Origin of the sequence: Paenibacillus sp. FSL H8-0259 (assembly GCF_037963255.1) — a bacterium.
Lineage (GTDB): Bacteria > Bacillota > Bacilli > Paenibacillales > Paenibacillaceae > Paenibacillus_AQ > Paenibacillus_AQ phytohabitans.
The window spans coordinates 7,937,585-7,950,708 of sequence record NZ_CP150147.1 but is presented as its reverse complement, the minus strand read 5'-3'; the positions used below and the strand labels follow the sequence as shown (position 1 = coordinate 7,950,708).

Annotated in this window: 11 protein-coding genes; 7 read left to right on the top strand and 4 right to left on the bottom strand. The window is 54.5% G+C overall.

What is annotated here, in order from left to right; translation table 11 throughout:
- Positions 1-45: 45 nt before the first annotated feature.
- From NSU01_RS34125 to NSU01_RS34115, 3 genes are all read left to right on the top strand, one after another.
- Positions 46-1,821: a sensor histidine kinase gene (locus NSU01_RS34125; protein ID WP_042141796.1), complete on the top strand. Its 1,776-nt coding sequence runs from the start codon at positions 46-48 to the stop codon at positions 1,819-1,821.
- Entirely contained in the window at positions 1,805-2,605 is an 801-nt protein-coding gene (locus NSU01_RS34120) for a response regulator (protein ID WP_042140387.1), read from the top strand. The genes NSU01_RS34125 and NSU01_RS34120 overlap by 17 nt, the downstream gene beginning before the upstream one ends.
- A 112-nt stretch (positions 2,606-2,717) precedes the next feature.
- Complete coding sequence (locus NSU01_RS34115) at positions 2,718-4,043, top strand: extracellular solute-binding protein (RefSeq protein ID WP_076243607.1); 1,326 nt, start codon at positions 2,718-2,720, stop codon at positions 4,041-4,043.
- 91 nt (positions 4,044-4,134) lie between these two features.
- Here the strand turns inward: NSU01_RS34115 and NSU01_RS34110 are convergent, their stop codons facing one another.
- Together NSU01_RS34110 and NSU01_RS34105 are read right to left on the bottom strand one after the other, a co-directional pair.
- Positions 4,135-4,737, bottom strand: a complete 603-nt coding sequence (locus NSU01_RS34110; RefSeq protein WP_179093495.1) for a class I SAM-dependent methyltransferase — start codon at positions 4,735-4,737, stop codon at positions 4,135-4,137.
- Between the two features lie 103 nt (positions 4,738-4,840).
- The gene (locus NSU01_RS34105; protein ID WP_076243606.1) at positions 4,841-6,220 is read right to left on the bottom strand and encodes an MATE family efflux transporter; all 1,380 of its coding nucleotides are present in this window, start codon (positions 6,218-6,220) and stop codon (positions 4,841-4,843) included.
- A gap of 288 nt (positions 6,221-6,508) precedes the next feature.
- Between NSU01_RS34105 and hxlA the strand changes: the two genes are divergently transcribed.
- Both hxlA and hxlB read left to right on the top strand, forming a co-directional pair.
- Positions 6,509-7,141 carry a 3-hexulose-6-phosphate synthase gene (hxlA, locus tag NSU01_RS34100; protein ID WP_042140384.1) on the top strand — a complete coding sequence of 211 codons (633 nt, stop codon included), beginning with the start codon at positions 6,509-6,511 and terminating at the stop codon, positions 7,139-7,141.
- A 6-nt stretch (positions 7,142-7,147) separates the two neighbouring features.
- A complete protein-coding gene (gene hxlB / locus NSU01_RS34095) occupies positions 7,148-7,705 on the top strand; it encodes a 6-phospho-3-hexuloisomerase (protein ID WP_042140383.1) in 558 nt (185 codons plus the stop codon).
- 167 nt (positions 7,706-7,872) lie between these two features.
- Here hxlB and NSU01_RS34090 read toward each other — a convergent pair whose 3' ends face one another.
- The gene (locus NSU01_RS34090; RefSeq protein WP_042140382.1) at positions 7,873-8,193 is read right to left on the bottom strand and encodes a cupin domain-containing protein; all 321 of its coding nucleotides are present in this window, start codon (positions 8,191-8,193) and stop codon (positions 7,873-7,875) included.
- A gap of 266 nt (positions 8,194-8,459) precedes the next feature.
- Positions 8,460-11,021, bottom strand: coding sequence for a heparinase II/III family protein (locus tag NSU01_RS34085; protein WP_179093494.1), 2,562 nt, complete (start codon positions 11,019-11,021; stop codon positions 8,460-8,462).
- A gap of 293 nt (positions 11,022-11,314) precedes the next feature.
- Between NSU01_RS34085 and NSU01_RS34080 the strand changes: the two genes are divergently transcribed.
- Positions 11,315-12,211, top strand: a complete 897-nt coding sequence (locus tag NSU01_RS34080; protein ID WP_042140380.1) for a sugar ABC transporter permease — start codon at positions 11,315-11,317, stop codon at positions 12,209-12,211.
- 45 nt (positions 12,212-12,256) lie between these two features.
- On the top strand, positions 12,257-13,120 hold the full coding sequence (locus NSU01_RS34075; RefSeq protein ID WP_076243752.1) for a carbohydrate ABC transporter permease: 864 nt from the start codon (positions 12,257-12,259) through the stop codon (positions 13,118-13,120).
- Positions 13,121-13,124: the final 4 nt, after the last annotated feature.

Sequence of the window (13,124 nt, the reverse complement as noted above, 5' to 3'; positions counted from 1 at the left end):
TGGAGAATAGAGTTGGAAACGCTGCCAAGGAAAGAAGGAATTCCGATGTTCCAGAGATTCAAAGAACTCAACACGCTGCGCAATCAAATATTCATCGGCTTTGTGCTGGTTATGCTAATCATTCTTCTGGTTTCAGGGGCGTTTGTATATGACCGGGTATCTATTCTGCTCAAAAATAATGCCGAGCGGCATATCCAGCAGACGGCGGTTCAGGCGAACGGACGGCTGAATGCGCTGATTGGCCAGATTGACAGCCTGATGGAGCAGGTGGCTAATCATCCTACGGTGCAGCAGCTGCTGCTGGAGGAGCTGAACGGCAATGAAGTGTCATTCAATCAGCGGCAGTCGCTGCTGCAGATTATCTCCAGCTATCAGGCGTATATGCCGAGCGTAGGATCTCTTGAGCTGTATACCGCCGATTACCGGCTGCTCTTCCCGATTAAGGACGGCAGTCTGGGGACGAGAATCAACGAGCCATATATCAGCGAGGCTAATATCCAGAAAGGGCGGCTGGTCTGGATCGGCGTCGATCCGCATGACAGCCAGAGCCTGCTGGCCATCCGCCAGGTTAGCCTCATGGACCGCTGGTTCTCGCGGGGAGGGTATCTGATGGCGCGCATCCAGCGCAGCTACTTCCAGCTGGATGATCCGATCTCCGGCAGTGAAGGAGGCGAGTCTGTGCTGCTGGTGAATGATGAAGGCCGGCTCCTGGGCAGCAGCGGAACACCGGAGGCGGACCTGCTGCCGCTGCTGGAAAGTGTGGACCAGACGGTCAGCTTTCACGGCAAGGAGTATGTACAGGTTAAGCTGCGCTCGGACAAGACCGGCTGGACACTGCTTGTGCTGACCCCTGTCAGCTATGTCACCAAGGGGTTATCTGTACTGCGGACGGTTCTGCTGCTGTCAGGGGGGCTGGGAGCCCTGCTTTTCCTGATCATGTCGTTTCTATTGTCAACGATGATCACGAGGCCGATTATTCATCTGATCCGGGCTATGCGCAAATCGCGCTTAGGCGTGCTGACGCCCAACTCGCAGAAGGTATCTACGATGGAGCTGCGGGAGCTGAATTATACCTATAACGGCATGGTGGCCAATATGAATGATTTGATCCGGGTCGTCTACGAGAAGGAAGTATTACAGAGCCGGACCGAGCTCAAGGCGTTGCAGGCGCAGATCAACCCTCATTTTCTGTTCAACACCCTGGAAGCCTTTAACTGGTCGCTTGAGGAGAAGGGGGAGGAGGAATTGGCCGGATTGGTCGTAGTAATGTCCAGGCTGTTCCGCTATATTATTGGCCGTCCCAATAATAAAGACGAGTGGGTTGCGCTTAGTGAAGAGGTTGAACAGATCAGGCGTTATCTGAAGATCATGGAGATGCGGATGGGCGAGCGCCTGTCCTGGGATATTGTGCTGGACCCGCGCGAGGCGGCTGTTCCGGTACCCAAGCTGCTGATTCAGCCGATTGTGGAGAATGCCATTCTTCATGGAGTGGAGAGCCGTGTCGGCAGCGGCAGTGTGGAGGTTACGATCACCCCATCGCCACGCGACGGCTGGACCTCGGTGAAGGTATCCGACAATGGTCCCGGCATGGATGAGGATACTCTGCGGGCGCTGCGCAATACACTGGAGGGCGGCCCGCCGATCTCCGCCAAAGGCAACGGGGTCGGCCTGGTGAATGTGCAGCGGCGGCTCCAGCTGTATTACGGGCAAGAGGGCATCAAGTCGGAGGGTCTGATCATTGAGAGCAGATTATCCGAAGGGACCGTTATTACTTTTGAAATTCCAAGCAATGGAGGATATACCTATGAGTCTGAGCAATAGGACGATTCTAATCGTGGATGATGAACCGAGAACACGGCAGGGCATCAAGCAGACGCTGGAAGTATGGGCAGCCGGCCGGTATGCCGTGGAGACCTGTGACAACGGGGTTGAGGCGCGCGAGCGGCTGCGGCAGGAGCGGGTCCATCTGCTGATTACAGATGTGCGCATGCCAGAAGTAAGCGGACTGGATCTGATCCGTTCCCTGCAGGAGTCAGCCTGGAAGCCCGTTATTATTGTCATATCCGGCTATGCCGAATTTGATTATGTGCAGCAGGCTATGCGGCTGGGGGCGGTCAACTACCTGCTTAAGCCGCTGGACAAGTCCGAGCTGCTGTCCGTGGTTGAGGATGCGCTGAAGCGGGAGGAAGAGCAGCAGCGCCACGTGAAGCTGGAGAAGCTGGTGGATCATAAGCTGATGGAGATTGACCCGGATCAGGCGCGAATGGGGCAGCCGGTCAAAGAAGCGATCGCCTATGTGGAGCAGCACCTGCATGAACAGCTGACAATGGCAGAGGTAGCGGGCCTCATCCATCTGAATGCCAGCTACTTCAGCGTATTGTTCAAGGAGCAGGCCGGAGTATCCTTCAGCGAATATTTGGCACGTCTGCGAATTCAGCGGGCTAAGGAATTACTGCTGCAGACCACACTGTCTATAGGGGAGATCGGGGAGCGTGTAGGCTATAGGACGGATAAGTACTTCATTAAGGTGTTTAAATCGCTGGAACAGTTAAGCCCAAGCCGCTATAGGCATAAGATGAAGGGCGGATCGCAGGAAATCCATTAAATGTGGAATTTTAGCCAATAAGTGTAGTCTTATATCCCTCCGGGTACGATGCTAAAATTTGATTGGTAGCGATTACATCAGGCCGCGTAATGTGAAATGGGAGGCTATAGCAATGTTGAGGAATAACATAATCAAGGGACTGTTCCTGACAATTACATTGGCCCTTGTTCTGACAGGCTGCAGCTTCACACAGGATAATAGTAGTGCGGCGGCAGCCACCAATGCTTCGGCCCCAAAAATAACGATTCATATGATGCACTTATGGCCGGCCGGCCTCTCCGCCCAGCAGAATAAGCTGGTTAGCCAGATCATCGGGGAATACGAGAAAGAGAATCCTAATATTATAATCCAGCAGGGCGTGCTGGAGAATGAACAGTACAAGAATAAGCTGAAGGTGCTCTCTGCCTCGAATGACCTGCCGGATGTAGGAATCACCTGGGCAGCGGGCTTCATGGAGCCTTATGTAAAGGGGGGATTATTCGCTCCGCTGGATGACATCCTGAATGGTACGCGGTTAAAGGGTAAATTCGTAACAGGCACTACCGAAGCCTACGTGGTCGATAATAAGACCTACGCACTGCCGATTGAGCTGAACATTTCACCGATATACTATAATAAGGATATTTTTGCGAAATATAATCTCCAGGTGCCTGCTACATACGAGGAGTTCAAGCAAGTGGTAAGAACGTTATCCCATCATGGCGTGGCTCCGGTTGCCCTTGGCAACAAGGACCGCTGGACCGGCTCGTTATGGTATATGTACCTTGCTGACCGTATCGCCGGCAGTGATACACTGAAGCGCGCAACGAAGGGGACAAGCTACTTCGATAATCCCGGCCTGGTCCGGGCTGCGGCTGAAGTGCAGACGCTGGTGGATATGAACACCTTCAACAGCGGTTTCAACGGGCTATCCAATGATGAGGGCAAATCGGAATTCTTGAATGAGAAGGCGGCAATGTATCTGACGGGTACCTGGGAGCTTCCCAACTTCACAACGAATCCGGAGATTCCGCAAGACTTCAAGGATAAGGTAGGGTTCTTCAAGTTCCCGACTGTGGAAGGCGGAAAGGGCAATATCAACAGCTGGGTTGGCGGTCCCGGTGTCGGACTGTTCGTAGCCGAAGCTTCCGAGGTTAAGGAAGAAGCAAAAGCATTTGTCGAATATTTCGTATACAAATGGGGAGAGGCCTCTGTAACCACTGCAGGTGTAATTCCGGCGACCAAAGTGGATACCACGAATGAAGAGCTGCCGCAGCTGTATGTCGAACTGCTGAATGAATTAAACCATGCGAGCAGCATCACCCTGTTTGCTGATATCCAGATGAAGCCGAACGCCGCCCAGGTCCATCTGGATATGATTCAGGCGCTGTTCGGCAAAGCGATTACACCAGAGCAGTTCGCCGCCAAGCATAAAGAAGCAGTAGCCAAAGGAACCTGATAAGCGTACAGCCTTATCACAAAGGGATGCCAATTAGCCGGATTACACGGCCGGGGCATCCCTTATTTGCGGAGGCGGATGATTAAGGAAGTCAGACGTTCCTGCGGCAGGAGAAGCAGAAGAATACCTCATCGCTGTATTCAGCCTGTCCGAAATTATATTTAGCCGCAAGCGCGGCCAGCGCTGCATCCGCAGGGATCGGCTCACGCTCATTTGTATGGCCGATCCGCGCATGATGCTCCCGCAGACCCTGGCGGGTTCTGGAGTGGGCAATCATGAAGATTCCTCCGGCTTGCAGATTCTTCCCTGCATTGGCGAACAGCATATCCAGATTGGAGAAATGGGGGATGCTGTTGTAGATCAGCACATAATCGAAGGGTGTTCCGCCGGAGAATGGCTCCTCGAAATCCGCGCATGCGGTCCCGGCATCCGGGAAGCTCTTGTGCAGTTCTTGCAGCATGGCCGCTGAGATATCGAGCGCAAGGTAGCGGCTGGGGTCTATCTCAAGCTTATGGAGTGCTGCGGGGATAACGCCTGTGCCGGAGGCCACATCCAGCAGGCTCTGGCCACTGCGGATGCCAAGCATCTGCAGGACCTTCCCGGCCATGGCCACATCCTCTTCGCTGTTGCTCCATATTGGGGCCATTGCGCTGAAATGTGCCAGGTCTTCCTGTTTGTGCGGATTCGTTGTCATTGTCTTCCTCATCCTTCCTGCCAAATGAATAGGATTATGTATTCAAAAGGCGGTCCGCCTGAGTCGCAGAGATCAAGGTGAACCGCCTGTTTGTTGCTGCAGATTAATGCGCCGGCGCAGCGCTCAGCGGTTCTGCAGGTTCATGCTGGATCAGGCCGTGCTTCTCCCAGGCTCTGCTCTTCCAGCGGAAGTACATAATGACCGCCCGTACCCATTCATCGAATGCAGTGGCCAGCCAGACTCCGGCCAGACCGAGATCAAGCGTGAATACCAGGAAATAGCCCAGCGGCAGACTCATGCAGACCATGGAGATCAGGCCCATGTAGACCGGGAACTTGGCATCGCCTGAAGCGCGCAGCGAGTTGATAATGACCAGGTTGCAGGTACGTCCGGTCTCGAGGAAGAAGCTGAGCAGGATCACTTGTGCGCCCATAGTTATAATCGTTTGATTATCCGTGAACAGGCCCATCAGCGGCACGCGGAACAGAATAACAACCGCGTCCATAATTACGGTGACCAGCAGCGCCCACTTTACACTGGAGAACACCCGCGAATAAGCTTCCTTGGGCCTCCTAGCACCCACGAGATGGCCGACAATGATCGAGGTGCCCATGGATACGGCTACGCTGAAGAGGAAGATGTAGCTGGAGATGTTCAGCGCGTACTGGCGGGTAGCCATGGCTTCAGCACCCAGATAAGTGATATATAAAGTGAAGACCAGCTGGCAGCACTGATAGATCACCGATTCAAAAGCGGACGGGATGCCGATTTTGAGAATCTGCAGCACATATTTTTTGGAGAGATGAGTGTAATAGGTCCATTTAACCCGCACATCCATGATCCGGTAGAGCAGCAGGAAGAACAGGACCAGACAGATCAGGCGGCTGGCAACCGTTGAGATGGCTGCGCCTTCGACACCGAGTGCCGGCAGTCCGAAATGTCCGAAGATCAGCAGGTAATTGCCCCCGACGTGGATCACGTTCATTAGCAGAGAGACTACCATGGTCTGTTTCGTGAACCCGTGCGTCCGGATGGTGGTGGCCAGGGCGTTCAGCAGTGCCTGAAGGAAGATTCCGCCCCCGACAATATGCATATACGATTTGGCATAGACGAGAATTTCGCCTGTCACATTCAGTGCCGTCAGCAGCGTTCCTCCGAACAGCAGCAGAATTGTACTCAGAATAATCCCGACCGCAAGATTGAGCGTTATGGCGTTGCCGGTTACCTTGGCTGCTTCTTTGGGCTGCCTGGAACCGAGATACTGCGACACAACAATGGCCGCGCCGTTCCCGATGACACTGAGCACGAGAATGGCTATGGCAATAATCTGATTGGCTGCCCCGACACCGGAGACTGCATCATCCGACACGGAGCTGATCATGAATGTATCTACACTCCCCATGAGCATAAACAGGAACAGCTCGAGGAAAATCGGCCAGGTCAGCTTAATTAAATTGAACTCTTTGGGTTTGCTTGCTTCCATAATAAACTGTACACCTTCTTGTTGTTGAAATAGGATTGCCGCCGGAGAATTTGTAAATCTAATGTATGGTAGCACAGCTTTTGTGAAAATGCAGTAAATTTAAGAAAATCCTGAATAAATTCAACCTTCCTTTTCAAAAAGACGCACCAGACAGCCCGGCCCCCGCCCAATAGTATCCTTCAGGTAACTACATCACAATAAAGTGCCTACTTCCCTTATCGGCAGTATATCCCTAAACTTAGTACATCACTTACTAAAATATATTAATGACGAGGAGATTCTAAACCTATGAAATTACAGCTAGCACTCGATCTGGTGGATATTGCGGGAGCCAAGGCCATTGTTGCGGAAGTGGCCGAATTTATAGATATTGTGGAGATTGGAACACCGGTTGTTATTAATGAAGGTTTGCATGCGGTAAAAGCGATCAAGGACGCTTTTCCGGCACTTACGGTCCTGGCCGATCTCAAAATCATGGATGCCGGCGGCTATGAAGTAATGAAAGCTGTAGAAGCAGGAGCGGGAATCGTTACCGTGCTTGGCGTGTCCGATGATTCAACGATCCGCGGCGCGGTGGAAGAGGCCAAGAAGACCGGTGCAGAAATCCTGGTCGATCTGATCAACGTGAAGGATCTGAAGGCCAGAGCCGCTGAAGTGGACGCACTTGGCGTTGATTATGTCTGTGTACATTCGGGATATGATCATCAGGCAGAAGGCAAGAATTCCTTCGAGGATCTGAGAGCGATTAAGAGTGTGGTTACAAAAGCAAAAACAGCGATTGCTGGCGGAATTAAACTGGGCACGCTGCCTGAAGTGATTGCTGCGAATCCTGATCTGGTAATCGTGGGCGGCGGCATTACCGGCGAAGCGGATCAGAGAGCGGCTGCGGCGGAAATGAAGCGCCTTGTAAGCCAGGCCTAAGCAGCTATGGATACGCTGGATTACGCACGTGAAATTGTGAAGGAGCTGCAGGGCTCAGTCACCGGGCTGAACGCCGCAGAAGGTGAAGCCATGGCGGAGCTGCTGCTGCGCTCCGGGCAGATCTTTGTAGCCGGTGCCGGCCGCTCCGGCCTGATGGGCCGGGCGTTCGCAATGCGGCTGATGCAAGCGGGGCAGGCTGCGTTTGTCGTCGGAGAGACGGTCACCCCGGGGATCGGCCCCGGTGATGTGCTTGTGCTGGGCTCCGGCTCCGGCGAGACCAAGGGGCTGGTATCCATGGCGGAGAAAGCCAAGGCGATCGGGGCAGCTGTGGTGCTCGTGACCATCAGCCCTGATTCGTCACTGGGGCGTCTCGCTGATTATATCGTCAAGCTGCCGGGTTCGCCCAAGGATCAGACAGGCGGGAGCTATGCTACGATCCAGCCGATGGCCTCCTTGTTTGAGCAGACGCTGCTGGTATTCTACGATGCCGTCATCCTGCGGATGATGGAGCAGACGGGGCAGACCACCGGCAAGATGTTCGGCAAACATGCGAATCTGGAATAACGTAACGTAAAGACAGCCTGTCCGGAACTTCCGGGCAGGCTGTCTGCATTGTAAGGGTGCCAGGCGATGGCGCTGCTGATGCTAATGCTGCTGCCGGAATTGGCAGCAGCACTGTCTATTATGACAGGTGCAGGCGGGATGTGCCTGTCCTTGCCCCTGCACTCAGCTTAACGCTTAAGCAGATCCTCACGGATCGGTGTGAACACATCCAGCAGCGCCGAATTGGCTTCAAGTGCGGTTACCCCATGCTTGGCGTTAGACGGAATAGCTATGCTCTGGCCTGCGGACAAGGCGTATTCCTTGCCGTCGATGCGGAAGACGAAGCTGCCGCGCAGACAGTAGCTCATCTGCTCATGCACATGGCTGTGCTCGTAGCCCTCGGCGCCTTCCTCGAAATGAACCTCCATCATCATCAGACTGGCTGCCGCATTCAGAATGCAGCGTTTGACGCCCGGCTCCGCCGGTTCCCATACTCCTAGATTACTCATACTTTATTTCCTCCTTGTAAGTGTTATAGGCATAAATGTTGTACGTTTTGCAATAATGCTTCCTTGATAGGCCGGGTGTTCGGGACAATTGTTGTAGAAACTGCAAGAATAATTCTGCCAAGCCGCGTGAACGGGACGAAATACTGCCTTTTATACAACAATTTTGGATTTGGGCAGATATTATCAGGAAAATGTTGTATTCCGTGCAGGATTTTATAGAAGGTACTGGAGCTCTGCCGTGAATAGCAGATGAATCGGGAAATTCCTTATTGCGGAACGGCAATCTGAATCATTCCCGGCTTAAGAATCAGGGTATCGTCCGCCGCGTGGCCGCCGCCCTCTGCTTCCGCACCCTCCGTGCCGAGTACCCGGAGCGGGACGCCGCCGGGAATACGGACGCGGCGGCTTTGCCCTGAGCCGTTGATGGCGGCAACGAACCATGCACCGTCTGCGCGGGAAATCTTGTATACCCGCACGCCTCCGCCGGCGTCTTCGCACAGCAGCGGCTCCAGCCGCAGCGGGGGAGCTGCTGCTGTGCGCGGATGCAGCAGCACCACATAGTCTTCGCCCGCCTTGCCGTGCGCACGGAAATGCTGCTGCGCCGCCAGCGGGTAGGCTCCGCCTACGGCACCTTCTCCGGCAGTGATGACCGGACTGGACGGCTCTGCAATATGCGCACTCAGCCTCATGCCGCCTAAGGCTGCTACCTCAATATTCTGCCCCGTGATCTCAGCCTCTGTACTCAGTGTATGCAGATTCCATACGCTGTCTGCTCCGCCCTCAATCCGGTCCCATACCAGATAAGCGTCAAAGCCTGCCTTGATATACAGGAAATTCCGCTCATACTCACCGGCACGTGTATCCGGGATCAGGCTTCTGGCATAATCCAGCTCGTCTGTGAAGATGACCTCCCGGCAGACGCTTTGCAGCGGACCGTCAGCATAGCCGCCTGAACCATCAGCGAATTGAACGATATTATGCGCCGCGCCTGATACATACCAGTGCCGGTCCCCGTTGTAATAACCGCCGGTTCCGGCATCAAGCGTCAGCGGAACCCCGTCTGCCCAGATGGAGAAATGGCCTTCGTCATGATGGGCGTGATAGGTCAGCGGCGAAGCCTCGTAGATGGCATAGTTCCGCAGGTTCTGCTCCCCGCTACGGAAGATGACGTAGCCGATGCCGGGATAATGGACGGAGCGGAGGGCGGGCTGCTGCTCCGGCAGATCCGGCCGCGGATACAGCAGGGCGACCAGCGGCAGCGGGAAAGCCCCGGTATCCTGGACCGGTGTGCCGCCGTGCTTCCAGGTCCAGACCATTTCCGCCGACAACTGCGGATCTTCCTCTGCATAGAACGGGGCCGCGTAGCCGAGCAGGCGGAACCACTTCTCCTGTACATTGGCATCGCCGACGGCAGGAGTCAGCAGAACAGGTCCGGCGTCATGACCGCCCTGGATGATGTCCTCTGCGGTGACGATGCCGATCAGGAAGCGGTACATCGCTTTTACCTTAGGGTGCCTGAAGTAATCCATTCCCTGCAGCCGCTTCAGCAGCACGAAGAACAGGAAATACCGGTGCAGCACGGCGCCGTGATAACGCACATTCTCCGGCCAGGCCCCCTCCTGATCCACTACTTCCGCCAGCTGCCAGTCTACTACGGAGCAGGCATGCTTCAGATAGCCAGCACTCTCAGGCTCCTGCGGGAAGAGCAGCGCATAGACACCAAGCCCGGTCGCCCGGTCCGCATTCCAGTTGCTGCGTTTGCCGCCCTTCTCATCAGGGAAGGTCTCCAGATCGAACCGGTAGTAGGCGGTGTCCATCATCATCGCTGCAATATAGCGGAGATCGGAGAGCAATGCCTCTATTTCCCCGGCAGTTAACACTCCGCTCCCGGCAATCTGGTCATAGATGACCGAGACGGCAGCCAGTCCGCGCCCGATATGCACAGCGCCGTAGGTGTCATCATCATGCCAGCCGTCCCGGCGGAAGATATCCATGCCCTGCCGCATATCGGACAGCATGTACTGCAGCTTGCGCCCCGCCCGGGCGGCATAATGATCTTCACCGCTTACCTTATACAGATTGGCGTCCGCACCGGCAGCCTCCAGCAGATAAGCCCAGTTGGTCAGCGTGGGCCGGTTGAAAAGCGCTCCGGACTGCTCCGGCCCGAGCGGCTGTCCGTCTTCGTCCAGGAACGTAACTCCAGTGCATACGCCGCCGCTGCCAAGCGGAGCTTCCAGGCTGAGCTCCGTCTGGATGCCGTAATAATCGCCTGCGGTTACCGGCAGGCGTTCTTCGTAACGCAGCACGGTAATGCCTTCCTCCGTTTCATTGCTGATGCGTACACAGAGCACATCCTCCTCCTGCGCACCTCCAGCCGGAGTGACGCCGGAAGGCTGCAGTCCGCTTCCGCCCCCGGCCAGCCGTTCAAGCGCCACTCTGCTGCCGCTTCCCGGCTCCTGCGTCCAGCCTTTCAGCGACTGGCGGAAGCTTCCATTAATCAGCGTCACTGGCAAGCCGAGCTGGGAATGCGTCAGCTGTACACCGCCGATCCGGGCAACGCCCTGCCCCCGGACCTGTACGGACAGCTGCAGACAAGCGGCCTGGGCGGGCACCTTGAAGACGAACGGCTCCACCCGGAATACACCGAGGCGGCTAAGCGGAACCGCTTCTTCGCGTGCGGTGAATTGTGCGGACAGCTGCTGCTGTCTTACATATTCCTGCGAGATCGCCGGATACTGCTCTATTCTGGCGCGAAGCCTCTTCTGCTGCTCCTGGTCATAGCCGCCGAAGGGGCCGGCACCGGCGGTGCCATAATTAGATGAATGCATAGGCAAATTTGCAGCCTCCCTGTGAATGCGAGTTCATTAATTAAACTTACTTAATTTCTACCATAAGTATAGCTGCCCGGGGACGGGACCCGGGATGGGTAAACGGAGGGAGGAGAGGGGACAAAGCAACTGAAATCACCCTTCAAGGCAGGGCTCCCGGCTTTGAAGCCGGATTTCATGAAAAAGTGAATTTCTCCCCCTTAGCGCAGTTGCTTTCTCCCTAACTGTGTCTGCACAGCGGGATTTATGATTAAGGAAAGAAACGCGAGCCGAATAGACAGGAGGAACAATCAATGAATGGAACGAAACGGCAAATAAACGCCTGGACCTTTGTAGCACCCAGTTTGATTCTGACGCTGATTTTTGGAGTGTATCCCGTCTTTTGGGCATTGAAGTACATGTTCTATGATTATCAGGGTTTTGGTACACCGCTCTTCATCGGCCTGGATAACTTCGAACGGTTGTTCCGGGATAAGGATTTCTGGCAGTCAGTGGTGAACACCTTCGTTTACGCAGGCGGCAAGCTGATCATTACGATCCCGCTGTCCTTTGTACTGGCTGTAGTGCTCAACCGCGCCCTGAAGGGACGCCAGCTGCTGCGGGCCATTTATTTCCTGCCTACCGTAATCAGTGCCTCGGTAATGGCGATTGTGTTCTACGTTATTTTCAACTCCTACAACGGAATGGTGAATCAGCTGCTGATGGGCGCCGGAATTGTATCCGCTCCCATAGACTGGCTGGGCGCCAAGCATGCCCTGGTCACGGCAATTATTATCGCGATCTGGGGCGCAGTCGGCAACTATATGCTGCTCTTTATCGCGGGGCTGCAGAATATTCCGGAGGATCTGTATGAAGCCGCTTCCCTGGACGGTGCCGGGCCGCTGCGCAAAATGTGGAGTATTACCGTCCCGATGCTGGGACCTGTGCTGCAGATGATCATCATGCTGGCGATTACTGTATCGCTTAAGGGCTACGAGAGCATTATGGTGCTTACCGAGGGCGGTCCTTACGGCAAGACGGAAGTCATGTATCTCTATCTCTATAAATTGTTCTTCCCGGTATCCAGCGGAGGATCAAGCATCCAGCAGTTCGGTTACGGCAGCGCGGTCGGATTTGCTACGGCGGTTATCGTCGGCATCATTACCCTGATTTACTTCTATGTCTCCAAGAAACTGAATGATATCTACTAAAAGAGAGGAGAATGAACAGTGAGCACAATGCATGCGGAAACGAAAATGGCTTCGGCGCAGACCAGCCGTTCCTTAAAGAACAAGGCGCTGCTGTCCCGGGTACTGTTGTGGATTTTCCTGCTGATCGTAGCAGCGTTTGCGTTATTCCCCATCGTATTGGCGTTCTTCGGATCGCTTAAATCTAATCTGGAGCTGACTACAGGAACTACTCTGCTGCCGAAGGAATGGATCTTCGATAACTATGCCCAGGCCTGGACATCCGCCAATTTCGCAAGGTTTACCTGGAACAGCGTATTTATAAGCACCTTTACGACGTTAGGGACTTTATTGATAGGAACGATGGCTGCCTATGCGGTAGCGAGGGTGGATTTCTACGGGAAACGCCTGTATGTGGTCATTCAGTCCTGCACCCTGTTCATCTCTATCGGTGCTGTCGTGCTGCGTCCCCAGTTTGATCTCATGGTCTCACTGAATCTGCAAAAATCGCTCTGGGGCGTCATTATCATCCTGATCAGCGGTCATGCCACTGCATTCTTCATGCTGATCGGTTTTGTGCGGGCAATCCCGAAGGAACTGGATGAGGCGGCGTTTATTGACGGCTGCAACTTCTATAGCGTATACTTTCGTGTTATCTTGCCGCTCCTGACACCGGCCCTTGGGGTCACAGCGCTCTGGACCTTCCGCGGCGCCTGGAATGAATACATTCTGCCGCTGGTATTTACGATGACGCAGCCTGGATTACAGACGCTCACAGTAGGCCTGGCCGGATTGAAATATGGTGTTGGTGATGCGGCACAGCCCCAATTAATGCTTGCCGGCGCATGCCTGTCGATGCTGCCGATGATCATTGTCTATATTTTTGCCAACAAATCATTCATGCAGATGACAGCGGGCTCCGTGAAGGGCTAAGCGG

Coding starts and splice junctions, on each gene's coding strand:
- NSU01_RS34125 (WP_042141796.1), top strand. CDS start 46: ATGTTCCAGAGATTCAAAGAACTCAACACGCTGCGCAATCAAATATTC.
- NSU01_RS34120 (WP_042140387.1), top strand. CDS start 1,805: ATGAGTCTGAGCAATAGGACGATTCTAATCGTGGATGATGAACCGAGA.
- hxlA (WP_042140384.1), top strand. CDS start 6,509: ATGAAATTACAGCTAGCACTCGATCTGGTGGATATTGCGGGAGCCAAG.
- NSU01_RS34080 (WP_042140380.1), top strand. CDS start 11,315: ATGAATGGAACGAAACGGCAAATAAACGCCTGGACCTTTGTAGCACCC.
- NSU01_RS34085 (WP_179093494.1), bottom strand. CDS start 11,021: ATGCATTCATCTAATTATGGCACCGCCGGTGCCGGCCCCTTCGGCGGC.
- NSU01_RS34115 (WP_076243607.1), top strand. CDS start 2,718: ATGTTGAGGAATAACATAATCAAGGGACTGTTCCTGACAATTACATTG.
- hxlB (WP_042140383.1), top strand. CDS start 7,148: ATGGATACGCTGGATTACGCACGTGAAATTGTGAAGGAGCTGCAGGGC.
- NSU01_RS34105 (WP_076243606.1), bottom strand. CDS start 6,220: ATGGAAGCAAGCAAACCCAAAGAGTTCAATTTAATTAAGCTGACCTGG.
- NSU01_RS34110 (WP_179093495.1), bottom strand. CDS start 4,737: ATGACAACGAATCCGCACAAACAGGAAGACCTGGCACATTTCAGCGCA.
- NSU01_RS34075 (WP_076243752.1), top strand. CDS start 12,257: ATGGCTTCGGCGCAGACCAGCCGTTCCTTAAAGAACAAGGCGCTGCTG.
- NSU01_RS34090 (WP_042140382.1), bottom strand. CDS start 8,193: ATGAGTAATCTAGGAGTATGGGAACCGGCGGAGCCGGGCGTCAAACGC.